We start from the raw sequence: 24,563 nt of genomic DNA, 5'->3' as shown, positions 1-24,563 counted from the left end.
CGATTCGCTAGAATTGCACCTGTCTCCTCCATGTCTCCTCTGATATGGATTCAGCCCGCCTCTTAGGCGGGCTTTTTTTTGCCTGCGATTTTGCCGCGGCATGCCATGCGTCGTCCGTCGCGGCGCTCAGAACTTGTACGTCATCCCGACGTAGCTGATGATCGGGTCGGCCTTCAGGTCCGATTTCGATTCCGAGAGCACCGTGCCGTCGGCCGCCTTGATCGTCACCGTCGACGTCGTCTTCAGCGGGATGTACGTCACCGACGCGATCAGCCCGAAATGCTCGGTCATGTTGTACTGCAGGCCGGCGTTGAACACCGGCTGCCATGACGACGACGCCTTCGCCTCCACCGATGTCGTACCCGGCTTGCCCGCGCCCGCCGCGAGAATCGCGCCGAGGTTGTCCTGGGTCTGCTTGATGAAGTTCGTGTTGAGCTGAAGGTCGCTGAACCAGTTGTACGACACGCCGAGGCCGAGGAACGGCCGGAACTTCGCGGTGGCCTGCCCGAAGTAGTACTGCAGCAGCACGGCCGGGCTCCACTGCCGCACGCTCTTCACGATCGGGTTGACCGACGCGAGCCCGATGTTCTGCGTGCCGAGCGCGCCGGCCGGGCCGGGCGGCTTGATCGTGCCCTGGCCCGACACCTTGAACACCGGCGGCACGCCGGCCACCGACGTGACCGCGATGTGGTCGGTCAGGAAGTGGCTGACCGTCAGGCCGACGGTGTCGGCGCCGCTCGTGTGCAGCCCGGTGCCCGGCGACGTGAACGACGGCGGCAGCCGCAGCGGCGTGTTGATCGGTGTCGGTGCGACGTTGGTCGTCATCGGCGTGCTGCTCTGCTGCGGCATCACGTGGAACCAGCCCAGCGTGACGACGTTGCTGCCGGCGCTCTGCGCGTGCGCCGCGAGCGGCGCCAGCACGGCGGCGCCGGCCGCCGCGCAGCGTAAGGTTCTCTTCATCACGGCATTCCCCTCCGCTTACTGGACGAACGCGCCGATCGTGAAATACGGCGTCGATCCTGCGTTGTCGAGGAACCCGAACACGCCACCCGTGAAGATGAACTTGCCGGTCGGCGTCGTGCTGCTGGCACCCGTGTGGATCGTCGTGACCGTGCCCGGCACCTTCTGCGTGTAGTCGAGATCGAGCGCGGTCGCGAGCGAGGCCTGCGACGCGTTGAACGGATCGAGCAGCGTCGCCTGGTTGTTCGCCAGCGCCGTGGTGCGGTAGTCGAACTGGCTGTCCACGCCGATGTACTCGCCGTTCTGCGAGCCGACCGCGACCGTCGTCTGCGGCGCGAGGATCGAGATGCTCGATTCGTCGTCGGCGGTGAGGCCCGGCACCCCGTTGCTGTCGGGCGTCGGGTTCGGGTTCGCCACCCCGGTGCGCACGAGGATCGGCACGAGCTGGTTGCGCAGCTTGCCGACGATCATGAAGGCCTTGCCCTGCGGCGTCGTCGACAGCGTCGGTTTCAGCTGGCTCGCATAGTTGTTCGACTGGAACGCGCCGCTGCCGTCCGCCGACTGCACGAAGTTCGTGCCTCGCTGCGTGCACGCGCCGCCGGCGAACTGGCCGGTCGAGTCGCACTTGGTCCAGGTGCCGTCGGCGTTGATCGTCACCTTCGCGTCGATCGATGCCGGCGCGAAGTTCTGCGACGGCACTTCACCGAAGCCCGTGTGACTGTACGTGCCCGCCACCTTCGTGATGTCGGTTTCGATCGACGAGAAGCCGATGAACGGGTAGTACGGGAATTTCGTGTCGGGCACCGCGGCCTGGCCGAGCACGCCGTTGAACTGGATCTCCTTGCCGGGAATCGTGCCGCCCGCGACGCCCATGCCGACGAAGATGCGCGCCGGGCGCGACGGATCGAGGCTCGCGCCGTTCAGGCGGAATGCGCACTGGTTCAGCTTGTTGGTCGGCAGCAGCGTTTCCTGCGTGAGCGTGCCGCTGTCGACGGTGCCCGCGCGGGTCGGCACGACGGTGCCGGTCGTTTGCGGAACCGGCGATTCGACATAGGTGACCTGCCAGGTCATCTTGGTCGTGTCGAGCTGGACCTTGGCGAGCTCGCCGCTGCCCGCGCCGCCCGTAAACACGGTGGTGTAGTCGAGCGACGCAGGGCAGAGCCGGTCTTCGACGAGCGGGGGCGGATTGTCGCCGCCGCTGCCGCTGCCGCCGCAGGCAGAAAGAAGGGGGGCGGCAAGGGCCGCCGCCAGAATGAGGTTGCGCTTCATGTTGCTCCTCCAGATTTGTCTTGTGCGGCGGCCAGCTCCCTGTCGGCCGCTTCTGTTGCTTGTGCTCGTCCTGCCTGCGCCGTGCCGCGCGCTCGTGCGTCACGCGAAGGCGGCCAGCCCGCCGTCGCGTCCTCGTCCGCTACTTGCTGATCTGCGCGCCCACGCCGAAGTACGGTGTCGACGAAGTCGTCGAGTTCGCCGACGTCGACGTGACGCCGCCGTTCACCGTGCCCTGGATCAGCGCCGCGTACAGCCCGCCCGTTGCGATCACCACGCCCGATGCGGACGGGTAGGACGCGCCGCTCGGCGGCGTCGTCGTCGCGTTCAGCAGGCCCGGCGTCGCCTGACCGTAGTCGAGCGTGAAGCCGTCTTCCTCGACCTGCGTGCTCGGGTTGATGAACGACGCGTTGCTGCCGCGGATCAGGGCCGCCGTGTACTTGAAGTTCGAGTCCGCGCCCGCGTAGCCGCCGTCGATCGCGCCCGACTGGATCGCCGTTGCCGCGCCGAGCACCGCGATGCCCGATTCGTCGTCGACCTGCGCGTCGGTATGCAGCGGCGGCGTGCCGAGGTTCACGTTGCCCGTGCGTACGATCACCGGCACCGTCGCGCCGTTGAGCTGGCCGATGACCATATGCGCGGTGGCCGACTTGCCGGTCGCGCCGACGATCGGCAATTGCGTCTGCGGCAGCGTCTGCGGCGCCTTCGTGCTGTCGAAGTAGCCGCCGTTCGCGCTCGTCTTCCACGGGTCGCCGGTCGTCTGGCAGCCGCCCGAGCCGCTCGACGTGCACGCGCCGTTCGCATCGAACGTCTCGCTCGAGTTCGTGCCTTTCGTCGCGTAGTCGCCCGACGGCACCAGGTGGTAGATCAGCGCGTTGTACGTGCCAGGCAGCTTCGACAGGTCGGTCGTCGTGTTCGCGAAGCCGAGGAACGGATAGAAGTCGAAGTGACGGTTCGGCACCTTGCCGACGTCCTTGGCCACCACGATCGGCCCGATGGCGATCGTCAGCCCGTCGTACTGGATCGTCGCGCCGGGAATGCCGCCGCCCGCGACGCCCATGCCGACCAGCAGCATCGGCGGGTTCGCCTGGTTGAAGTCGGCGGCCGTCGAGTACGTGGCGCCGCTCGGCGCCTTGCCCGTGCCCGGCGTCAGGATGAACGCGCAGCGCGTCTGCTCGGCGGTCGGCAGCGTGCCGGTCGGCGGGTGCATGACCGCACCGGTGATCGTCGTGCCGGCGCGGCTCGGCGTCACCGTGCCGGTCGCGAGCGGAATCGGCGATTCGAGCCACTTGAGCGTGTAGGTCATCGCCACGGCGTCGATGTTGACGCTGACGATCTCGCCGCTACCGGCGCCGCCGAGGTACGTGCTCTTCACGATGTCCGCGTTGGCCGGGCACAGCGCGCCGTTGACGGGCTGCGAAGGCGGCGGCCCTTGCGTGCCGCAGCTCGATCCGGAACATTGGGGCGCATTGATCGGCGCGGGTGCGCCGCCGTCCCCCCCACCACAGGCAACCAGGAAAGGGGCAATGGCAAAGGCCGTTGCCACCCCCTTCGATAAGGCGTGCGACATGCCGCTGTCTCCAATCGTTTAATTGTGCGAGCTAATGTCGCTGCCTGGATTTTTGCTGTCAATTGATGAACCCGTCTAAAAAAGGCGATTGAAACGGGCATCGTGTTTTGAATCCTTGTCCGACACGGTATTCAGTAAGAATTAAAACGTGCGACAGGCTGCCTGAAGCTGCCGGAGTGGGGAATGTGCGACGCCGGACAGGCCGGCGAGGAGCCTTCCTGCGTATAACGGCAGCGTTTAAAGCAGCCGGTATCCGGTTTATCCCTATTCGGGATTGACTGGATAAAGAGGGGGCGGAATTAATTCACTGGTAATCGCGCAATCGAAAGCTTGTAAATATTTGTAAATGCGCGATCGGTAATTTTTTTATATATTGCGTGATACCGGTAAATAAAAAGCCGGCCAGTGGCCGGCTTTGCATTGCATGCGATGTTGAATCAGCGTTTGAGACCCGCATCCTCGGCCGCGCCGATGTTCAGGTTCATGCACTGGATCGCGGCGCCCGATGCGCCCTTGCCGAGGTTGTCGAGGCGCGCGACCGTGACGAAGCGCTCTTCGTTGCCGAACACGAACAGGTCGACACGGTTCGTGTCGTTGTTCGCCTGCACGTCGAAGAAGCCGCCGTCGAGGTTCGCGTCCGCATCGAACGGCGCGACGCGCACGAAGGCTTCGTCCGCGTAGTACTCGGCGAACACGCGCTGCACGTCCTGCGGCGTCGCGCGTTTCGCGAGCTGCCCGGGCGTGAAGTAGGTCGTCACCGCGAGGCCCTTCAGGAACGGGCCGACGATCGGCGTGAAGATCGGCGGGTTCGCGAGGCCCGTGTGCGCGGCCATTTCCGGCAGGTGCTTGTGCGTGAGGCCGAGCGCGTACGGGCGCGGGCTCGCGAGCTTGCCGCCCGGCGCCGCGCTTTCGTAGTCGGCGATCATCGACTTGCCGCCGCCGCTGTAGCCGGTGATCGAGTAGCTGTGCGCGGCGAACGTCGGTGCGACGATGCCCGCATCGACGAGCGGACGCATCGCGAGCACGAAGGCCGATGCATGGCAGCCCGGCACCGCGATGCGCTTCGACGTGCGAATCTTCTCGCGCTGCGCGCGGGTCAGTTCCGGCAGGCCGTAGGCCCAGTCGGCGCTGGTGCGGAATGCGGTGCTCGCGTCGATCAGCGTCGTGTTCGGGTTCTCGACGAGCGACGCCGATTCGCGCGACGCGACATCCGGCAGGCACAGGAACGTGACGTCCGACGCGTTGATCAGGCGGCGGCGCTCTTCGACGTCCTTGCGCTTCGCTTCATCGATGCGCAGGATCTCGATGTCGCTGCGTGCCGACAGGTATTCGAAGATCTTGAGGCCGGTCGTGCCTTCCTGGCCGTCGACAAAAACTTTGGTGCTCATTTCGCTCTCACTGAATGAAACGGGGCCCGCGCCCTGAATCCGCCATTTTAAGACGTCATCCGGCGGGCCTGCATCGCGCGGGTCGAAAAAAAGACGGCCGGCGGGCCGTCTTGTGTCCCTTTGACGTTCATCGGCGCGCTCGCCGGCGCGTGCTCAGCCGCGGCCGGCAACCCAGCGGGCCGTCGCTTCCGCAACCCGCCGGCCGAATGCCTTCCCGGTTTCGAGGTCGCCCGGCAGCGGGCCTTCGTCGGGCGTCGCATCGGCCGGCGACTGCGCGAGCAGGCCCGTCGAGCCGCCCAGGTAGTTGATGTCGTTGCGCGTGGCCGCCTTCGAGTTGGCCGGCATCAGGCTCGTGCCGACCCACACCATCCCATGCTGCATCGACAGCGTGACGAAGTATTGAATCGTCGAGAACTTGTCGCCGTTCATGGTCGCGGAGTTCGTGAAGCCCGCGGCGATCTTGTCCTTCCATTTCTGCGTGAACCACGCTTTCGACGTTGCATCGGCGAATTGCTTGAACTGCGCCGACGGGCCGCCCATGTAGGTTGGTGCCCCGAAGACGATCGCGTCGGCCGCGTCGAGCGCGGCCCAGCCCGCGTCGTCGACGTCGCCGACCGCGAGCAGGCGCACGGTCGCACCGGCGTCCTGCGCGCCCGCGTGAACGGCCTCGGCCAGTTTCTGCGTGTGACCGTAGCCGCTGTGATAGACGATGACGATGTTCGACATGAGGCGTTCTCCGGAAAGGAACGGGAGCGGCGGCCGCAGCGGCACGCCGCGTCACGCGCCGCCGGCCGGCGACGCGACGGATGCGCGGCGTGGCGCCGCGACCGGTGACGACGAGTCTAGCAAGCCGAAATGACGGGAAAACACGCGGGCGCGGAATACGCCCGGAGTACGCCAGTTTGCGGCGGCAGGGGGCGATGCCCGTCGCCGGGTGCCCGTCACCCGTTATTGCCCGTAGTTGACCGTGAGTTGCGCGGTGCCGATCGCCAGCGTGCCGATCTCGTGCTCGAACATCGGCGCGGGGCGCCCCTGCGCGACGCGCAGGTCGTCGCCCTTCAGCGCGTAGACGGTGATCACGTAGCGGTGCGGCTTGCCGGGCGGCGGGCACGGGCCGCCGTAACCGTCGATTCCGAAGTCGTTGCGCGCTTCGCTTGCACCGATGCGCCGCAGGAAGCCGGATGCGCTCGCGTCGGCGGGCAGGCTCGTGACCGTCGCGGGAATGCCCGCCACGGCCCAGTGCCACCAGCCGTGCCCCGGCGCGTCGGGATCGAAGATCGTGACCGCGTAGCCGCGCGTGCCGGGCGGCGGGTTGTGCCACGCGAGCTGCGGCGAGTGGTTGCCGCCCTTGCAGTCGCCGCGGTCGAACACGTTCGCGGCACGGACGCGCCCGCCCGGCGTCAGGTCGTCGCTCGTCACGGTGAACGCGCCTTCTGCATGCGCGGGCACGGCGGTGAGCGCGGCGGCATAAAAGAGGGCGAGGTGGGCGAAGAGAGCGAGGAGGGCGGCAAGGAACGGCGACGGGCCACCCGATGGCGCAGGCGGAGTGATCCGGCGATCCACACGCATATGGCGCTTCTCCCGTCACGTGGGCCGGACCGATGCTTCCGGCGTTGTTGGCGTTGTGCGTTGCCCGCGCAGCTGATGGCGACGATGGGTCAAGTCTAGCATTAGGGTTCGATGAGCGATGCACACCGCGACCCATCGCCGCGATCGTTTGCTGCGCGAATCGGCGGACGAAAAAAAACCGCCCGCGATGAAGCGGGCGGCTTGTTCAGCCAGGACGCCGGCCTGCGGGCCGGCGCGGCGTCATTCCTTCGGGGCCGTCGCGCCGCCGTGCGCCGCCGACCACTCGGCCGGTGCGTGCAGGAATTTCTCGACTTCGTCGAGCGTCTTCGTCTCGAAGTAGCCCGAAGCCTTCGCGACGCGCAGCACGTCCCACCACGTGGCGAGCGCGTGCAGGTCGACGTCGATGTCCTTCAGCACCGACACGCTTTCCTTGAAGATGTCGTAGTGGAACAGCACGAAGCAGTGGTTCACCGTCGCGCCCGCGGTGCGCAGCGCATTGACGAAGTTGATCTTGCTGCGGCTGTCGGTCGTCAGGTCTTCCACGAGCAGCACGCGCGAGCCTTCTTCCAGATGGCCTTCGATCTGCGCGTTGCGGCCGAAACCCTTCGGTTTCTTGCGCACGTACTGCATCGGCACCATCATCCGGTCCGCGATCCAGGCCGCGAACGGGATGCCGGCCGTCTCGCCGCCCGCCACCGCGTCGATCTGCTCGAAGCCGATGTCGCGCGTGATCGTCGTTTCAGCCATTTCCATCAGCGCGCGGCGCACGCGCGGATACGAAATCAGCTTGCGGCAGTCGATATAGACGGGGCTTGCCCAGCCGGACGTGAAGATGAACGGTTTTTCTGCGTTGAAGTGTACTGCCTGCACTTCGAGCAGGATTTTGGCGGTCGTATCCGAGATCGACTGACGATCGTAGCCTGTCATGGGCATTCCTTGGGTGATGAGCGAAGAGCGGGCGCGGGCCCGGTGGCGCAGCAAGGGGAACCTGCCCTGGGGGCCGGGGCGCGATCGGAGGGCCAATCGCATCGCTGCGCGCGTAGCCCGCTATTTTACCCGATTCAGGCCGGTTTTCGGCGGAATTCGCGCGGGTTCACCGCTCGGCTCGCCACCGGCGAAACAAACGGGGCGGGACCGCTTGCGCTGATGCGGAGGATGCGGCGCTGCACCAACGGAGGTCATTTAGGGGGTGTACACTAGGCGACCCTTAGAAATCGTTCAGTACTTTGTACTTTCCTCTTGCCATCCGCCAAGGTTCGATGGCGTGCCGATCCGGCGCGCTGCGTGCCGTCTCGCAGTCGACCATCCCCTCGATTCAAGCAGACGCGGCCCAAGGTGCTGTGGACTGAACCGTCAATATTTCGCATGTCTCTCGCAGGTCAATCATGGACGAACAACTGAAGCAGGCCGCACTCGCCTATCACCAGAACCCGAAACCCGGCAAGATTTCGGTCACCCCGACCAAGCCGCTGTCGAACCAGCTCGACCTGTCGCTCGCGTATTCGCCGGGCGTCGCCGCCGCGTGCGAGGCGATCCACGCCGATCCGCTCGACGCGCAGAAGTACACGTCGCGCGGCAACCTCGTCGGCGTCATCACGAACGGTACGGCCGTGCTGGGCCTCGGCAACATCGGCCCGCTCGCCGCGAAGCCGGTGATGGAAGGCAAGGGCTGCCTCTTCAAGAAATTCGCGGGCATCGACGTGTTCGACATCGAACTGTCGGAATCCGACCCCGACAAGCTCGTCGAGGCGATCGCGATGCTCGAGCCGACGCTCGGCGGCATCAACCTCGAGGACATCAAGGCGCCGGAATGCTTCTACATCGAGCAGAAGCTGCGCGAGCGCATGAAGATCCCCGTCTTCCACGACGATCAGCACGGCACCGCGATCATCGCGTCGGCCGCGATCCTGAACGGCCTGAAGGTCGTCGGCAAGCAGCTCGCCGAAGTGAAGCTCGTGTGCTCGGGCGCGGGCGCCGCGGCGATCGCGTGCCTGGACCTGCTGGTCAACCTCGGCCTGACGAAGTCGAACATCCTCGTCGCCGATTCGAAGGGCGTGATCTACGAAGGGCGCGGCAATCTCGATCCGTCGAAGCAGCGCTATGCGGCGACCACCGACGCACGCACGCTCGCCGACGCGATCGTCGGCGCGGACGTGTTCCTCGGCTGCTCGAGCGCGGGCGTGCTGAAGCAGGACATGGTCAAGACGATGGGCGACAAGCCGCTGATCCTGGCGCTCGCGAACCCGGAACCGGAAATCCGCCCGGAAGACGCGAAGGCCGTGCGCCCGGACGCGATCGTCGCGACCGGCCGTTCGGACTACCCGAACCAGGTCAACAACGTGCTGTGCTTCCCGTTCATCTTCCGCGGCGCGCTCGACGTCGGCGCGACGACGATCACGGAAGAAATGAAGCTCGCGTGCGTGCGCGCGATCGCCGAACTGGCGGAAGAAACCGACCAGAGCGAGGAAGTCGCGAAGGCGTATGAAGGCCACTCGCTCGAATTCGGGCCGGACTACCTGATTCCGAAGCCGTTCGATCCGCGCCTGATCATCAAGATCGCGCCGGCCGTTGCGCAAGCCGCGATGGATTCGGGCGTCGCCACGCGTCCGATCCAGGACATGGACGCCTACCGCGAGCAGCTCGGCGCGACCGTCTACCGCACCGGCATGGTGATGCGCCCGGTGTTCGCGGCCGCGAAGCAGAAGCAGGCGCGCATCGTGTTTGCCGAAGGTGAAGACGAGCGCGTGCTGCGCGCCGCGCAGTTCGTGCTGCAGGAAAAGATCGCGAAGCCGATCATCGTCGGCCGTCCGTCGGTCGTCGACATGCGCCTGCAGAAGATCGGCTCGAAGCTCAAGGCCGGCACCGATTTCGAAATCGTCGATCCGGAAGACGATGCGCGCTACCACCGCTACTGGCAGGCGTATCAGGAGATCGGCGCGCGCGACGGCGTGACGCCGGAAGTCGCGAAGGCCGCGATGCGCAAGTTCAACACGCTGATCGGCGCGATGCTCGTGCACCTGGGCGATGCGGACGGGATGATCTGCGGGATGATCGACACGTTCCATAGCCACCTGAAGTTCATCGAGCAGGTGCTGGGCCGCGCGAAGGGCGCCGAGCATTTCGCCGCGATGAACCTGCTGATGCTGCCGGGCCGCAACCTGTTCGTGTGCGACACGTACGTGAACGAGCTGCCGAGCGCCGAACAGCTCGCCGACATGACGATCCAGGCCGCGGCCGAGATCGAGCGCTTCGGCATCGCGCCGAAGGCCGCGCTGCTGTCGAACTCGAACTTCGGCAGCGCGCCGTCGGCGTCGTCGCGCCGGATGGCCGAGGCCCGCAAGCTGATCGTCGAACGTGCACCGAACCTCGAAGTCGACGGCGAAATGCACGGCGACGCGGCGCTGTCGGAACTGATCCGCAAGCAGGCGTTCCCGGGCACGACGCTGTCGGGTGAAGCGAACCTGCTGATCATGCCGAACGTCGAAGCGGCGAACATCGCGTACAACCTGCTGAAGATGGTCGGCGGCGAAGGCGTGACGGTCGGTCCGTTCCTGCTCGGCGCGGCGAAGCCGGTCCACATCCTGACGCCGGCCGCGACCGTGCGCCGGATCATCAACATGACGGCCGTTGCCGCCGCGAACGTGAACACGAAGTAAGTCCACGCCCGCGTGTGCCGCGCTTCAGGCGCGGCGCAAGGAAAAACGCCACGGAACCTGCGTTCCGTGGCGTTTTTTTATTGCGAATCGCCGGCCGGGGCGGGCGTTCGAACCGCGAATGCCCGCGCCCGTCGGCCGGCGCGTTACGCGACCTGCTGGTGCGACTGGCCGCCTGCCGGCGCCCGCCACTTCGCGAGCAGCGTGCTCCACTTCTGGCGTACCGCGCGCAGGTTGTTCTCCTTCACGTGGCCGTAGCCGCGAATGCCGTCCGGCAGCGCCGCGAGCTCGAGGGCGAGCGGGCGGTTGGCCGCGTTCAGCCTGGCCAGCACTTCGTCGATCAGCGCTTCGTACTCGCCGATCAGCGCGCGTTCGGAGCGGCGTTCCTCGGTGCGGCCGAACGGGTCGAGCCCCGTGCCGCGCAGGAACTTCGCCTTCGCGAGCCAGCGGAAGGCCGTCATCATCCACGGGCCGTACGCCTTCTTCACCAGATGGCCGTGCGCGTCCGTCTTCGCGAACAGCGGCGGCGCGAGGTGGAATTTCAGCTTCCAGTCGCCTTCGAACTGCGCGGACAGGCGCGCGAGGAACGCGGGATCGGACTGCAGCCGCGCGACCTCGTATTCGTCCTTGTACGCCATCAGCTTGAACAGGTTGCGGGCGACTGCTTCGGTCAGCTGCTCCTGCACCGTGTCGCCGTCCGCCAGTGCGCGCTCGGCGGCGCGCACCTTGTCGACGAATGCCGCATAGCGCGCCGCATACGCGGCGTTCTGGTACGCGGTGAGGAATTCCACGCGCTTCGCGATCAGTGCGTCGACCGCCTTCTTCGTGTGCAGCGCGATCACCGTGGCGCCTTGCGCGGGGCGTGCATCGCCGGCCGCGGCCTGCTTCACGCTGGCCAGGTCGTACGCGGCGCGGCGGCCCCAGTCGAAGGCCGCACGGTTCTTCTCGACCGACACCGCATTCAGCTCGATCGCGCGTTCGAGCGATGCGAGCGTGAGCGGCAGCCAGCCTTTCTGCCATGCGTAGCCGAGCACGAACGGGTTCGTGTAGATCGCGTCGCCGAGCAGCGCGACCGCGAAGCGGTTCGCGTCGATGAAATCGACGGCTTCACCGGCCGCCGCGCGGATGTCGTTCTCGGCGGACAGGCCCGGGAACGCCCAGTTCGGGTTCTTGATGAACTCGGCGGTCGGCGTCTGCGCGCTGTTGACGACCACGCGCGTCGTGTCGTGCCGCATCCGCGACGTGCACTCGTCGCCGGCCGTGACGATCGCGTCGCAGCCGATCACGAGGTCGGCTTCGCCCATCGCGATCCGCGTCGCGTGGATGTCGGTCGGCGCGTGCGAGATCTGCACGTGGCTCATCACGGCGCCGCCCTTCTGCGCGAGGCCGGTGACGTCGAGCACGGTCACGCCCTTGTTCTCCAGGTGCGCGGCCATCCCGAGCAGCGCGCCGATCGTGACGACGCCCGTGCCGCCGACGCCCGTGACGAGCACGCCGTATGCGCGGTCGATGTCCGGCAGCGTCGGTTCGGGAATGGGCGGCAGTGCGTTGCCGTCGACCGACACGGCTTTCGGCTTCTTCAACTGGCCGCCCTCGACCGTGACGAAGCTCGGGCAGAAGCCCTTCACGCACGAGAAGTCCTTGTTGCAGCTCGACTGGTTGATCTGGCGCTTCGTGCCGAATTCGGTTTCCAGCGGCTCGACCGACAGGCAGTTCGACTGCACCGAGCAGTCGCCGCAGCCTTCGCACACCGCGTCGTTGATCACGACCCGCTTGGCCGGGTCCGGATAGGTGCCGCGCTTGCGGCGGCGGCGCTTCTCGGTCGCGCAGGTCTGGTCGTAGATCAGGATCGTCGTGCCTCCGATCTCGCGCAGCTCGCGCTGCACGTCGTCGAGCTGGTCGCGATGATGGATCGGCACGCCCGGCGCGAGCAGCGCCTTCTGGCTGTCGTACTTCTCCGGTTCGTCGGTGACGATCACGATCTTCTTCGCGCCTTCCGACGCGAGCTGGTGCGTGATCTGCGGCACCGTCAGCACGCCGTCGACCGGCTGGCCGCCCGTCATCGCGACGGCGTCGTTATAGAGGATCTTGTAGGTGATGTTCGCTTTCGACGAGATCGCCGCGCGCACCGCCAGCAGGCCCGAGTGGAAATAGGTGCCGTCGCCGAGGTTCGCGAACACGTGCTTCTCGTCCGTGAACGGCGCCTGGCCGATCCACGGCACGCCTTCGCCGCCCATCTGGCTGAAGGTGCTCGTGTTGCGGTCCATCCACACGGTCATGTAATGGCAGCCGATGCCGGCGATCGCACGCGAGCCTTCCGGCACGTTGGTCGACGTGTTGTGCGGGCAGCCCGAGCAGAACCACGGCTTGCGCTCGGTCTGCACGTGCGGCTTCGCGAGCGCCATTTCCTTCGCGTTGATCACCGCGAGCCGCGCGGCGATGCGCGCGCGCACGTCCGACGGCAGCTCGAACTTCTCGAGGCGCGTCGCGATCGCCTTCGCGATGATCGCGGGCGACAGCTCGTAGTGCGCGGGCAGCAGCCAGTTGCCCATCGGCACCGACCATTCGCCGCCGGCGCCGTCCTTTTCGTCGAACTTGCCGAACACGCGCGGCCGCTGGCCGTCGGGCCAGTTGTACAGTTCTTCCTTGATCGCGTATTCGAGGATCTGGCGCTTTTCCTCGACGACCAGGATTTCGTCGAGGCCGCGCGCGAACGCCTGGGCGCCCTGCGCTTCGAGCGGCCACACGCAGCCGACCTTGTAGAGCCGGATGCCGATCCGCGCGCAGGTTTCGTCGTCGAGGCCGAGGTCAGTTAGCGCCTGGCGCACGTCGAGGTAAGCCTTGCCGCCGGTCATGATCCCGAAGCGCGCGTTCGGCGAATCGATTTCGATCCGGTCGAGCTTGTTCGCGCGCACATAGGCGAGCGCCGCGTACCACTTGTAGTCGAGCAGCCGCGCTTCCTGCACGAGCGGCGGGTCGGGCCAGCGGATGTTCAGGCCGCCTTCCGGCAGGATGAAGTCGGTCGGCAGCACGATCTCGGTGCGATGCGGGTCGATGTCGACCGATGCCGACGATTCGACCACGTCCGTCACGCACTTGAGCGCGACCCACAGGCCCGAGTAGCGGCTCATCGCCCAGCCGTGCAGGCCGAAATCGAGATATTCCTGCACGTTGGACGGGAACAGCACCGGCAGCCCGCAGGCCTTGAAGATGTGCTCGGACTGGTGCGCGAGCGTCGACGATTTCGCCGCGTGGTCGTCGCCGGCGAGCACCAGCACGCCGCCGTGCTGCGACGAGCCGGCCGAGTTCGCGTGCTTGAAGACGTCGCCGGTGCGGTCGACGCCCGGGCCCTTGCCGTACCACATGCCGAACACGCCGTCGTGCTTCGCGCCGGGGTACAGGTTCACCTGCTGCGAGCCCCACACGGCGGTGGCGGCGAGATCTTCGTTGAGGCCGGGCTGGAAGACGATCTGGTGGGCGGCCAGATGCTGCTTGGCTTTCCAGAGCGACAGATCGAGGCCGCCGAGCGGCGAGCCGCGGTAGCCGGAGATGAAGCCGGCCGTATTGAGACCGGCGGCGCGGTCGCGTTCCTGCTGGAGCATCGGCAGGCGCACGAGGGCCTGGATGCCGCTCATGTACGCGCGACCGCGCTCAAGTGTGTATTTGTCGTCAAGCGTGACGGACTTCAGCGCGGCTTCTAGCGACGCGCGTTGGTCTGCGTCTAGCGGGGCATTCATTAACTGTCTCCTCCACCCGGTCTGGGATCACCAAAACTTCGGTTGCGTCGGCATCTTTTGGATGCGTCGGCAGTGGCCGGCATGTTCGCCGGTTTTAAGCGATGGTAGCACTGGGGCAAACCCGCCGCCCATCGGTTGGAATGCGGGGAGAGCCGCGGCGGCGCACCGAAAAAAAGGGCTGAATCATGCGTTACATCATGTAAAAGCATGTAAGGCCACGTTCATCTGCGCGCAAATGCCGTTAATCTTGTCGGCCTGCCGGAGGTGCCCGGTCACGTCGGTCTGTTTCGACGCATCGGGGAGGCGCCGGCAGTTTTACAGGAGGTGCAATGAACACACGTCATATCCAGAGTTTCCTGATTGTGTCCGCCGCGTTTTTCTCGATGACCGGCCCGGTGCACGCGCGAGGCGCGAGCGCACTCGCGGCAGCCGGCGCGCAGATGCAACAGATCGCGCCGGCCCAGGACGCCGTCGCGCTGCCGTCGGACGAGCGCGCCGTCGCGTCGAAGGCGAACGCGCGTTGATCCGTTCGCGCGGCCGTCGGGCCGCGCCGGAATGCAAAAAGGGCGGGAATCCTCGGATTCCCGCCCTTTTTCTTTGTGCCGCCGGATGGGGCAGGTTGCCGGGTTGCCCCGGGCAGCCGCCCGCCGGATGCGTCAGGCCTTGTCCTGCACGACGCCGCGACGGATCTGGTCGAGCTCGATCGATTCGAACAGCGCCTTGAAGTTGCCTTCGCCGAAGCCCTGGTTGCCCTTGCGCTGGATGATCTCGAAGAAGATCGGCCCGATCTGGTTCTCGGTGAAGATCTGCAGCAGCAGGTCGTCGCGCGCGCCGTCGATCAGGATCTTGCGCTTCTTCAGTTCGTCCAGCGATTCGCCGTGGTTCGGCACGCGGCGGTCGACCAGTTCGTAATACGTGTCGATCGTGTCGAGCAGCTTCACTTCCTTGCTGCGCAGGCCGTCGACCGCCTGGTAGATGTCGCTGGCGCCGAGCGCGATGTGCTGGATGCCTTCGCCGTGGTATGCGTCGAGGTATTCCTGGATCTGGCCGGCCGTATCCGAGCCTTCCTCGTTGATCGGGATGCGGATCTTGCCGCACGGCGACGTCATCGCCTTCGACTTCACGCCCGTCACCTTGCCTTCGATGTCGAAGTAGCGCACTTCGCGGAAGTTGAACAGGCGCTCGTAGAACTCGGCCCATTCCTGCATGCGGCCGCGATGCACGTTGTGCGTCAGGTGGTCGATATAGGTGAGGCCGTGGCCGACCGGGTTCGGGTTCGCGCCGGCGATCGGCTCGAAGTCGACGTCGTAGATGCTGATGTCGCCGATTGCGCCCGGCTGCGCGCCGTTCTTGCCGCGCCAGCGGTCGACGAAGTAGATCAGCGAATCGCCGATGCCCTTGATCGCCGGGATGTTCAGCTCCATCGGGCCCGTCTTGTTGTCGAAGCCCCATGCGCCGAGTTCGAGCGCGCGCTTGTAGGCCTTCGCGGCATCCTGCACGCGGAAAGCGATCGCGCAGATCGACGGGCCGTGCAGGCGCGCGAAGCGTTGGGCGAACGAATCGGGTTCGGCGTTGATGATGAAATTGATGTCGCCCTGGCGATACACCGTCACGTCCTTGTGGCGGTGGCGCGCGATCGCGGTGAAACCCATCCGTTCGAACAGTTGTCCGAGCGCTTTCGGGTCCGGTGCCGTGTATTCGATGAATTCGAAGCCGTCGGTGCCGACGGGGTTGTCCCAGTTCGGGATCTGCATGGCGTGTCTCCTGTGGGGGCGATCGGCCGCGGCGACGGGCGCCTGTCCGGCCTGGTTCGATGTCGAACGTGGCGCACGCGGCGGCATGCGCGACGAATCGGTACGTGCGACAGAGTGTAGCGGGCAGTCGCGAGCGTAAACTTGCGAACTTGATCGCCCGAACCTACGATGGCGCAATTTCCAGTCTTGAAATAATCATTGGAGGGCAGAAGATGGCGCACGCCGAATTGGATGCCATCGACCGGCGGATTCTCGCGATTCTTCAGGAGAACGGGCGCCTGTCGAACCAGGAGATCGCCGAGCGCGTGAACCTGTCGCCGAGCCCATGCCTGCGGCGGATCAGGCGGCTCGAGGAGATCGGCGTGATCACCGGTTATGTCGCGCTGCTGAATCCGCAGAAGCTCGGGCTCGACCTGCTCGCGTACGTGAGCGTGCGGCTCGAGAAACGCGGCGGCCTGGCACCGGTGCGGGTCGACGAAACGTCGGCGCGCGCGGGCGCAACGCATGCGGAGCTGTTTCGCGCGGCCGTGCAGACCTGGCCGGAAGTGGTCGCGTGCCACGCGATGACGGGGGACATGGATTACCTGCTGCGCGTGCAGGTCGAGGACATGGCGCATTTCTCCCGCTTCGTGCAGGAGCATTTGCTGCATCACCCGTCGGTGATCGACGTGAAGACGAGCTTTTCGCTCGAATGCTTCAAGGAGACGACGGCGTTGCCGATTCGGTCGGTGCGCTAGTGCGCGGCGGGGGAGGGAAGGGCCGGGCGCGCGGAAGGCGCGGCCCGGCTGGCCGACGTTACGCCGTCAGGGCGGCGGGCATCAGCGATTCGATGAACTTCGTGGTGCGGCGCGCCTGGCGCTTCATCGCGTAGTCGAACACCGCGGCCTGCTCCTGCAGCATCTCGGCGATGATCGTCGAGTGGTCGGCCGGCGGCAGCGACAGGTACGCATCGGCTTCGCCGTACGCATACTCGATCCGCATCCCGGATTTCTTCGCGATGTGCATCATCGTCGCATTGCGCGACAGGCAGTGCATGTACAGCATCGTCACGTGCGTGTTGCGGCTGCGGATCGCCGCGCGTTCGAACAGCTTCGAGCCGACGCCGCGGCCGCGTGCGCTTTCGAGCACCGACACGCCGAATTCGGCCGTGCGCTTGTCGCCCTCGGCCGGCAGGTAGGCCAGGTGGCCGACGCCGATCAGTTCGAGGTCGTGGTCGAACACGCCGAACACGGTGTCGCGACCGAAGTCGATCGTGCGGACATAGTTCTCGATCACGTGGTCGGGCACCATCTGGCCGAAGCGCAGCAGGCGGTCCTCTTCGTCGAGCGAGAGAAAGTGGGTGAGCATCTGCTCACGGTCTTTGGAAGCCAGTTCCCTGACGAGAACCGGCGCAGTACCGGCGGTGCCGACGACATCGGCCGTGCCGTTGAATCGCGTGTTCATCGTGGGTTCCTCAATGTGTGACCGTACAGCGGGTTGTGCAATGCAGCAGCATTTTACCCGACCGTCAGCCCTCGGATTGGGGAAAACCCGTATTTAACGATGTTTGAGCTGGAGGATGAATTCTAAATCCGCTTAGTTAATCGGCTATCTATTTGATTTTTAATGGATTTAAAATTCATCATATGAAACGCGCGGCGGCCGGTCGCAGTGTGCCCGTAGAGCAACGTTTGCTGCTGCGCGGCAATCAGGCGGCCGTCGACAGCCCGCGTTCGATCAGGTCGATCACCTGCTCGGCGAAGTCGCGGTAGCCGAGGCGGCCACCGGGCTTCAGCCACGTGAACGTCCAGTTGATCATTCCGAACACCATCATCGTCACGGAAGTCTGGTTTTCCTTCGAGATGCGGTCCGGGTACGCGCGCGCCAGCTGTCGCGTGAATGCCGCGACGATGTCGCGCTGGCGGTCAAGCACGATTTCGCGCTGCGCGTCCTCGAGATACTTCACGTCGTTGAGCAGCGCGACGTGGCGGCTGTGCGATGTCTCGTATTCGGCGAGGAACGCGCGCACGAGCTCCGCGAACGCGTCGCGCTCGCTGAGGCCGCGCCGCTGGCTCGCCCCCTCGACCTCGGCGATGATCAGCATCAGCCGTTTCGTGTAGCGGTCGAGCAGGTCGAACAGGATTGCTTCCTTGCTCTCGTAATAGTGATAGAGGCGTGCTTTCGACGTGCCGCTCGCGGTCGCGAGATCGGACATCGACGTGCTCGGGTAGCTCGTCTGCGCGAATTTGTCGGCGGCCAGATCGAGGATCTGCTCGCGCTGGGATTCGTGGTCGGGCGCTCGGGTACGGGCCATGGTCGAATGCGGAAGATTAGCGGTGCGTGGCGGCCGCGCGGGCCGCGCGCACCTGCGTGGAGGAGAGGGCGTCGGGCGTGTCGTCCTGCAGCTCGAGCCGGCCGGCCGCCGCGAGTTCGCGGCAGCGCCACCAGGCGATCGAGTCGCTGACGAACAGCCCGCCGCGATCGGCGTCGGCCATGATGCTGCCGACGAGGCGCCGCGCGGGCAGCCAGTCGGTTTCCGCGCGCGCGAGGATCAGCGCGTCGAGTTCTTCATAGTGGCCGCTCTTGATCGTGTTGCTGACCCAGTAGCGCAGTTCGGCGTTCTGGTGCTTCGCCTCCTGCCATTCGAGCGCGAGGCGGCCGATGCGCAGCACCGAGATCGGCGCGGCTACCGGCCGCTTGCGCGCCAGTTCGGCGGGCGAGAACATGCCGGTCGCGCATGCCTGGTCGGTGCGCGACAGCGACGCGCGCTGCGCCGGCTCGAGGTCGGCGGCCGACAGCCGCACTTCGTTCAGGCGTTGCGGGACATTGCGCAGGTGATAGGCGACGCGCCGCAGCAGCAGCTTGTCGCCGACGCTCGGCGCATGCCACACCACCACCTGGCCCGTCTCCGTCGCCAGTTGGTCGAGGCGTGCGAACTCGGCTTCGATCTCTGCATTCCAGTCGGGAATCTGGTCGCCGAGCACGCGCTGCCAGAAGGCTGCGCGCGTGTCGGGTGTCTCGTCGGCGCCCTTGAGCGGCCCGACGCCGAGATCGTCGAGCAATCCGACGACGTGCTCGTCGCGCCCGGCTTGTGCGAGTGCCTCGCGCAGCGACGCGGCGGCGGTGCCGCCCTGAATCACATGAATGGTACTCATCGGCCTGTCGTCAACAAAAGAAAACCGCCGGCCGGGCGGACGTTGCGATGTCCAGCCGGCCGGCGGCCCCTAGTGTAAGCGAGATGTGTGACGGCGAGAAACCGCCCGGCGCCGCGACGCGACGTCGCTCAACGCTCGTCGAAGCTCACGACGACCTTGTCGCTGATCGGGTGGCACTGGCACGTGAGCACGAAGCCGTCCTTCACTTCATGCTCCTCGAGCGTGTAGTTCTTCTCCATCCGCACTTCGCCCTCGAGCACCTTCGCGCGGCACGTGCAGCACACGCCGCCCTTGCACGCGTACGGCAGCGCGAGGCCCGCGCGCAGGCCGATATCGAGCAGGCTCACGCCTTCGTACGGCAGCCGCAGCTTGCGCTTCTTGCCGTCGAGCACGATTTCGAGGTCGGCCGCCGGCGTCTGGTCGGTGATTTCGACGACTGGCGCACCGGCTTGCGGCAGCGGCGTGCCGAAGCGCTCGACGTGTACCTTCGCCTGCGGCACGCCGGCTGCCTTCAGCGCCGCTTCCGCCGCGTCCATCATCGGCGCCGGGCCACAGATGAACGCTTCGTCGATCGCGTCGGCCGGCGTCAGCGTCGCGAGGAATTCCGCGCATTTCGCCTGGTCGAGCACGCCGTTGAACAGCTCGACGTCCTGCTGGTCGTCCGACAGCACGTGATAGAGGACGAAGCGGTTCATGTAGCGGTTCTTCAGGTCCTCCAGCTCCTCCGCGAACATGATCGCGTCGACGCTGCGGTTGCCGTAGATCAGCGTGAACGTGCTGCGGGGCTCCAGTTCGAGCGTCGTCTTCACGATCGCGAGCACCGGCGTGATCCCCGAGCCGCCGGAGAACGCGATGTACTGCTTGCCGTGGTCGGCGTTCAGGTGCGTGAAGAAACGGCCGTCCGGCGTCATCACGTCGATCGTGTGGCCGGGCTTCAGCGTATCGAAGGCGAAGTTCGAGAAGCGGCCGCCACGCACGCGCTTGATGCCGATGCGCAGTTCGCCGTCACGGTCGTAGTCCGTCGTGCCGACGCAGATCGAATACGAGCGGCGCGTTTCCTCGCCGTCGATGTGGGTCTTCAGCGTGACGAACTGGCCCTGCGTGAAGCGGTACGCGTCGCGCAGCTCGGGCGGCACGTCGAAGGAGACGGTCACGGCGTCGGCGGTCTCGGGCCGCACGTCGCGGATACGCAGCGGATGAAATTGCGGGGTCGCCATATCGATTAGTAGGGTTTGAAGTAGTCGAAGGGTTCGCGGCAGTCGACGCAGCGATACAGCGCCTTGCAGGCCGTAGACGCGAATTGCGCGAGACGCTCGGTGCGTGCCGAGCCGCAGCGCGGGCACGCGGGCGCCGCGACGGGCCGCGGCACGAAACGCACGACGTTTTCCCGCGGCGCGGCGGTACCGCATTGGCCGACCGGCGGTGCGATGCCGTACGCACGCAGCTTGTCGCGCGCTTCCTGCGTGATCCAGTCGGTCGTCCACGCGGGCGCGAGCACCGTCTCGATCCGGTGCGGCGGCAGGTCGGCGGCCTGCAGCGCGGCGGCGATGTCTTCGGCGATCTGCGACATGGCCGGACAGCCCGAGTAGGTCGGCGTGATCACGACCTCGAGCTGGCCGTCGTCCGCGCGGCGGACGTCGCGCAGGATGCCGAGCTCGCGGATCGACACGACCGGGATCTCGGGATCGGGCACGGCTTCGAGCACGTCCCATGCGCGGGCGAGCAGCGGATCGTCGCGGCGCGCGGCAGGCACGGCGTTGGCGGGGGCGGTCTGGACGGACATCGTCGGGCTCCGTGGCGTCGGGGTTACCAGGTCGCGCCGGGGTGCTGGCGTGCGAGGCTTTGCAGTTCCGCGAGCAGGTAGCCCATGTGTTCCGAATGCTCGCCCTGCTTGCCGGTCGTCACATGCTGCACGGGGGCCGGCAGCGTGAGCGTCGCCTCCGCGAGCGCGTCGTCCACGTCCGCGCGCCACGCCGCTTCGAGCGTGGCCGGTGCCGGGGCGATGCCTTCGGCCGCGACTGCGTCGTCGATCGCATCGGCGGCGAAGAATTCGCGCGTATACGGCGTCAGGTAGTCGAGCGCGTCCTGCGCGCGACGGTGCGATTCGTCGGTGCCGTCGCCGAGGCGCACGAGCCACTCGCGTGCGTGCTGCACGTGATAGCGGGTTTCCTTCACCGATTTCGCGGCGATCGCGGCGAGCTGCGTGTCGGCCGACGTTTCCAGCGCGGTCCACACGTGCAGCATCAGCGCCGAGTACAGGAAGTTGCGCACGATCGTCACCGCGTAGTCCTTGTCGGCGTGCGCGGTGCCGGCGAGCGGGCCGTAATGCGGCAGTTCGGCGAGCGTGAAGTTCGCGAACTCGCGCTCGGTGCGGAAGTACGCGTAGTCGTCCTCGGTCTTCGTCGCGCCGGTGAGCTGGCGCTCGAGTTCGGCCGCATGCGTATACAGCATGCGCGCCTGGCCGATGAGGTCGAGGCTCATGTTGGTGAGCGCGATGTCTTCCTCGAGGATCGGGCCGTGGCCGCACCATTCGGCATTGCGCTGACCGAGGATCAGCGTGTTGTCCGCGAGGCGCAGCACGTAGGAGAGGTGTTCGGGCGTGATCGTCATGGCGCGGGCGTTACATGTGGTTGACTTCGTCGGGCAGCGTGTAGAACGTCGGGTGACGGTAGATCTTGTCGCCCGCCGGTTCGAACAGCTCGGCCTTCTCGCTCGGATCCGACGCGGTGATCGCCGACGACGGCACCACCCAGATGCTCACGCCTTCCTGGCGGCGCGTGTAGACGTCGCGCGCCATGCGCAGCGCCATCGACGCGTCGGCGGCGTGCAGGCTGCCGCAATGCTTGTGGTCGAGCCCCTGCTTGCTGCGCACGAACACTTCCCAGATCGGCCATTCCTTGTTCATCACTTTCTCCTGAATCCTGAATTCGATGGTGTGCCGCTCAGGCGGCGTGCTGTTCGGCGCGCGCGCGGCGCTTTGCTTCGTGGGCGAGGGCGGCTTCGCGTACCCAGGCGCCGTCCTCGTGCGCTTTCACGCGGGTCGCGAGGCGTTCCTTGTTGCACGGGCCGTCGCCGTTGACCACGCGCCAGAATTCGTCCCAGTCGATCGTGCCGTAGTCGTGGTGGCCACGTGCTTCGTTCCACTTCAGGTCGGGATCGGGCAGCGTCACGCCGAGCACCTTCGCCTGGTCGACCGTCGCGTCGACGAATTTTTGCCGGAGGTCGTCGTTCGTGATCCGCTTGATGCCCCATTTCGCGGACTGGTTGCTGTGGACCGAATCGGCGTCGCTCGGGCCGAACATCATCAGCACCGGCCACCACCAGCGGTTCACGGCCTGCTGGACCATCGCGCGTTGCGCGTCGCTGCCCTTCATCATCGACAGCAGCGCGTCGAAGCCCTGACGCTGGTGGAACGATTCTTCCTTGCACACGCGGATCATCGCGCGCGCGTACGGGCCGTACGTGCAGCGGCACAGCGGGATCTGGTTCATGATCGCCGCGCCATCGACCAGCCAGCCGATCACGCCGACGTCGGCCCAGGTCGGCGTCGGGTAGTTGAAGATGCTCGAGTATTTCGCCTTGCCGGCGTGCAGCGCGTCGATCAGCGAATCGCGCGATACGCCGAGCGTTTCGGCCGCGCTATAAAGATAGAGGCCGTGGCCGGCTTCGTCCTGGACCTTCGCGAGCAGGATCGCCTTGCGCTTCAGGCTCGGCGCGCGGGAGATCCAGTTGCCCTCCGGCAGCATGCCGACGACTTCCGAGTGCGCGTGCTGGGAGATCTGGCGAACCAGCGTCTTGCGATAGGCATCGGGCATCCAGTCCTGCGGTTCGATCTTGCCGTCGGCGGCCATGACCGCATCGAACCGCGCCTGCTCGGGCGACTCGGCTGCGGCGTCGAGCGGCGCGACGTTGCCGGGGATGTCGAGGGATTGCGTGTACATGGCGAGGCTCTCGTCCGGTTGAATGTGTGCGAAGTATAAACCAACCGACCGGTCGGTTAATAAATTTCTTGCGGATTTGCGGAAAGACTCGGGTAAACGAGGGACATCGGGGCGCGATGATGCTGCGCGATGGCGGCCGGCACGCGGGAGCCGCGCCTTCTGCGGCACAATGCCCGCTTTCCGACGAGGATTTTGCCGATGTCATTCCGAAGCAGTATCGCCGCGGCCGTGCTGGGTGCGGCCGCTTTTGTCTCGCCGCTCGTGGCGTCGGCTTCGGCCGCGCCGGCGGGATGGGTTGCCGCGTGGGCGACCGCGTTGCAGCCGATTCCCGACCTTGCCGCACCGCCGCCGCTTTATCGCGCGCCCGACGTTGCCGGTCGCACCGTGCGCCAGATCGTCTATCCGACAGTGTCGGGGCGCGCCGCACGGATCCGCGTCAGCAATGCATATGGTCGTTCCCCCCTCGTCGTCGAGGCGGCGAACCTCGCGCGCGCTGGCGAAGGCGCGGCGCTGTCCGGCGATGCGGCCGTGCCGGTCCGGTTCGGCGGCAAGGTGTCGGTGACGCTTGCGCCGGGCCAGGAACTCGAAAGCGATCCGGTCGGGATCGACGTCAGGGCCGGGCAGCCGTATGCGATCAGCCTCCAGATGGGGCCGAACCAGCGGATGACGGTCTGGCACCGCGTGTCGAACCAGTTCAATTATGTGTCGGTGCCGGGCGAGCACGTGAGTGACCCGGGGGCTGCCGCGTTCCGCACGCGCTTTACCCAATTTGCATGGGTGACCGAGCTCGCGGTCGAGACCGGTTCCGCGCGCGCCAGCGTAGCCGCGATCGGCGATTCGATCACCGACGGGCTGCGCTCGAGCGTGAACCGGAACCGTCGCTGGCCGGACGCACTGGCGCGTCGGCTGGCCGCCTCGGGCGCGGAATCGATCGGCATCGCGAATCTCGGGATCAGCGGAAACCGGCTGCTCAGCGATTCGGCGTGCTATGGCACGTCGCTGGCGTCGCGGTTCGAGCGCGATGCGCTGTCGCGCGCGGGCGTGAAGGCGGCGATCGTGCTGATCGGGATCAACGACATCAACTTTGCGGCGATGCCGCCGCGCGCGGGGCTCGATTGCGACCACCCGCATACGCAGGTTACGGCTGCATCGCTGATCGACGGCTACCGCCGGTTGATCGACGCGGCACACCGTCAGGGCGTGAAGGTTTTCGGTGCGACGCTGACGCCGGCCGGGCTGCCGGCCGGGCGCGAGGCGATCCGGCTCGAGGTGAACCGGTGGATCCGGAGCGGTGGCGGGTTCGACGGCGTAGTGGACTTCGACGCGGTGCTGCGCGATCCGGCGCGCCCGAGCGTGCTGCAGCGTCGATTCGATAGTGGCGACGGCATTCATCCGAGCGACGCGGGATACACGGCGATGGCCGACGCGGTGCCGGTCGAGCAACTGCAGGCCGCGGTGGGCGGCAAGTAACGAGCTCCTATATATAGAGGGAAGTGTTGCCGGCGCCCTGGTGGGCGATTGCCTCCGGCGGCCCACCGAGCCCCAGCCCCCGTGCGCGCCAGCGCACGGGGGCTTTTCAAAATATTTTCAC

21 protein-coding genes are annotated in these 24,563 nt (G+C 66.5%); 4 read left to right on the top strand and 17 right to left on the bottom strand.

Features of this window, described 5'->3' with window-relative positions; genetic code table 11:
• Positions 1–126 precede the first annotated feature (126 nt).
• From L810_RS11775 to L810_RS11745, 7 genes are all read right to left on the bottom strand, one after another.
• Positions 127–960, bottom strand: a complete 834-nt coding sequence (locus L810_RS11775) for an OmpW/AlkL family protein (protein WP_042974143.1) — start codon at positions 958–960, stop codon at positions 127–129.
• Positions 961–978: 18 nt separating this feature from the next.
• Positions 979–2,229, bottom strand: coding sequence for a DUF2957 domain-containing protein (locus tag L810_RS11770; protein ID WP_021158587.1), 1,251 nt, complete (start codon positions 2,227–2,229; stop codon positions 979–981).
• Between the two features lie 139 nt (positions 2,230–2,368).
• A complete protein-coding gene (locus L810_RS11765; RefSeq protein ID WP_042974142.1) occupies positions 2,369–3,796 on the bottom strand; it encodes a DUF2957 domain-containing protein in 1,428 nt (475 codons plus the stop codon).
• Between the two features lie 437 nt (positions 3,797–4,233).
• Positions 4,234–5,184, bottom strand: coding sequence for an N-acetyl-gamma-glutamyl-phosphate reductase (gene argC, locus L810_RS11760; protein WP_021158583.1), 951 nt, complete (start codon positions 5,182–5,184; stop codon positions 4,234–4,236).
• 153 nt (positions 5,185–5,337) lie between these two features.
• The gene (locus tag L810_RS11755) at positions 5,338–5,910 is read right to left on the bottom strand and encodes a flavodoxin family protein (RefSeq protein WP_021158582.1); all 573 of its coding nucleotides are present in this window, start codon (positions 5,908–5,910) and stop codon (positions 5,338–5,340) included.
• Between the two features lie 222 nt (positions 5,911–6,132).
• Positions 6,133–6,753, bottom strand: coding sequence for a YbhB/YbcL family Raf kinase inhibitor-like protein (locus tag L810_RS11750; RefSeq protein WP_021158580.1), 621 nt, complete (start codon positions 6,751–6,753; stop codon positions 6,133–6,135).
• Positions 6,754–6,993: 240 nt separating this feature from the next.
• A complete protein-coding gene (locus L810_RS11745) occupies positions 6,994–7,680 on the bottom strand; it encodes an orotate phosphoribosyltransferase (RefSeq protein WP_011546659.1) in 687 nt (228 codons plus the stop codon).
• A gap of 458 nt (positions 7,681–8,138) precedes the next feature.
• On the opposite strand from L810_RS11745, the gene L810_RS11740 reads away from it, so the two are divergent.
• Positions 8,139–10,409 carry an NADP-dependent malic enzyme gene (locus tag L810_RS11740; protein ID WP_021158579.1) on the top strand — a complete coding sequence of 757 codons (2,271 nt, stop codon included), beginning with the start codon at positions 8,139–8,141 and terminating at the stop codon, positions 10,407–10,409.
• Positions 10,410–10,552: 143 nt separating this feature from the next.
• On the opposite strand, the gene L810_RS11735 is transcribed toward L810_RS11740, so the two are convergent.
• Entirely contained in the window at positions 10,553–14,143 is a 3,591-nt protein-coding gene (locus L810_RS11735) for an indolepyruvate ferredoxin oxidoreductase family protein (protein WP_021158578.1), read from the bottom strand.
• Between the two features lie 329 nt (positions 14,144–14,472).
• Between L810_RS11735 and L810_RS11730 the strand changes: the two genes are divergently transcribed.
• Positions 14,473–14,667: a hypothetical protein gene (locus L810_RS11730; RefSeq protein WP_021158577.1), complete on the top strand. Its 195-nt coding sequence runs from the start codon at positions 14,473–14,475 to the stop codon at positions 14,665–14,667.
• Between the two features lie 132 nt (positions 14,668–14,799).
• Here the strand turns inward: L810_RS11730 and hppD are convergent, their stop codons facing one another.
• The gene (gene hppD / locus L810_RS11725; protein ID WP_021158576.1) at positions 14,800–15,897 is read right to left on the bottom strand and encodes a 4-hydroxyphenylpyruvate dioxygenase; all 1,098 of its coding nucleotides are present in this window, start codon (positions 15,895–15,897) and stop codon (positions 14,800–14,802) included.
• Between the two features lie 212 nt (positions 15,898–16,109).
• On the opposite strand from hppD, the gene L810_RS11720 reads away from it, so the two are divergent.
• Complete coding sequence (locus L810_RS11720) at positions 16,110–16,634, top strand: Lrp/AsnC family transcriptional regulator (protein WP_021158575.1); 525 nt, start codon at positions 16,110–16,112, stop codon at positions 16,632–16,634.
• A 58-nt stretch (positions 16,635–16,692) separates the two neighbouring features.
• On the opposite strand, the gene L810_RS11715 is transcribed toward L810_RS11720, so the two are convergent.
• The 8 genes from L810_RS11715 to paaA all read right to left on the bottom strand — a co-directional run bounded on the left by L810_RS11715 (position 16,693) and on the right by paaA (position 22,972).
• Positions 16,693–17,340, bottom strand: coding sequence for a GNAT family N-acetyltransferase (locus L810_RS11715; protein ID WP_021158574.1), 648 nt, complete (start codon positions 17,338–17,340; stop codon positions 16,693–16,695).
• Positions 17,341–17,584: 244 nt separating this feature from the next.
• A complete protein-coding gene (locus L810_RS11710; protein WP_011350658.1) occupies positions 17,585–18,190 on the bottom strand; it encodes a TetR/AcrR family transcriptional regulator in 606 nt (201 codons plus the stop codon).
• Positions 18,191–18,206: 16 nt separating this feature from the next.
• Positions 18,207–19,031: a DUF1835 domain-containing protein gene (locus L810_RS11705; protein WP_042974140.1), complete on the bottom strand. Its 825-nt coding sequence runs from the start codon at positions 19,029–19,031 to the stop codon at positions 18,207–18,209.
• Positions 19,032–19,159: 128 nt separating this feature from the next.
• On the bottom strand, positions 19,160–20,248 hold the full coding sequence (paaE, locus tag L810_RS11700; RefSeq protein WP_021158572.1) for a 1,2-phenylacetyl-CoA epoxidase subunit PaaE: 1,089 nt from the start codon (positions 20,246–20,248) through the stop codon (positions 19,160–19,162).
• A 5-nt stretch (positions 20,249–20,253) separates the two neighbouring features.
• Positions 20,254–20,814: a 1,2-phenylacetyl-CoA epoxidase subunit PaaD gene (gene paaD, locus L810_RS11695; RefSeq protein WP_021158571.1), complete on the bottom strand. Its 561-nt coding sequence runs from the start codon at positions 20,812–20,814 to the stop codon at positions 20,254–20,256.
• A 23-nt stretch (positions 20,815–20,837) separates the two neighbouring features.
• Positions 20,838–21,641 (bottom strand): 1,2-phenylacetyl-CoA epoxidase subunit PaaC, encoded by an 804-nt coding sequence (gene paaC / locus L810_RS11690; RefSeq protein WP_021158570.1) that lies wholly within the window; start codon positions 21,639–21,641, stop codon positions 20,838–20,840.
• A gap of 10 nt (positions 21,642–21,651) precedes the next feature.
• On the bottom strand, positions 21,652–21,936 hold the full coding sequence (paaB, locus tag L810_RS11685; protein ID WP_027788585.1) for a 1,2-phenylacetyl-CoA epoxidase subunit PaaB: 285 nt from the start codon (positions 21,934–21,936) through the stop codon (positions 21,652–21,654).
• Between the two features lie 37 nt (positions 21,937–21,973).
• Positions 21,974–22,972: a 1,2-phenylacetyl-CoA epoxidase subunit PaaA gene (gene paaA, locus L810_RS11680; protein WP_027788584.1), complete on the bottom strand. Its 999-nt coding sequence runs from the start codon at positions 22,970–22,972 to the stop codon at positions 21,974–21,976.
• A 198-nt stretch (positions 22,973–23,170) separates the two neighbouring features.
• Between paaA and L810_RS11675 the strand changes: the two genes are divergently transcribed.
• A complete protein-coding gene (locus L810_RS11675) occupies positions 23,171–24,442 on the top strand; it encodes an SGNH/GDSL hydrolase family protein (protein ID WP_021158569.1) in 1,272 nt (423 codons plus the stop codon).
• Positions 24,443–24,563: the final 121 nt, after the last annotated feature.

Origin of the sequence: Burkholderia sp. AU4i, from assembly GCF_000466765.1 — a bacterium.
Classification (GTDB): Bacteria; Pseudomonadota; Gammaproteobacteria; order Burkholderiales; family Burkholderiaceae; genus Burkholderia; species Burkholderia cepacia.
The sequence above is the reverse complement of the archived record's forward strand: the minus strand, read 5'-3'. Positions and strand labels throughout refer to the sequence as shown.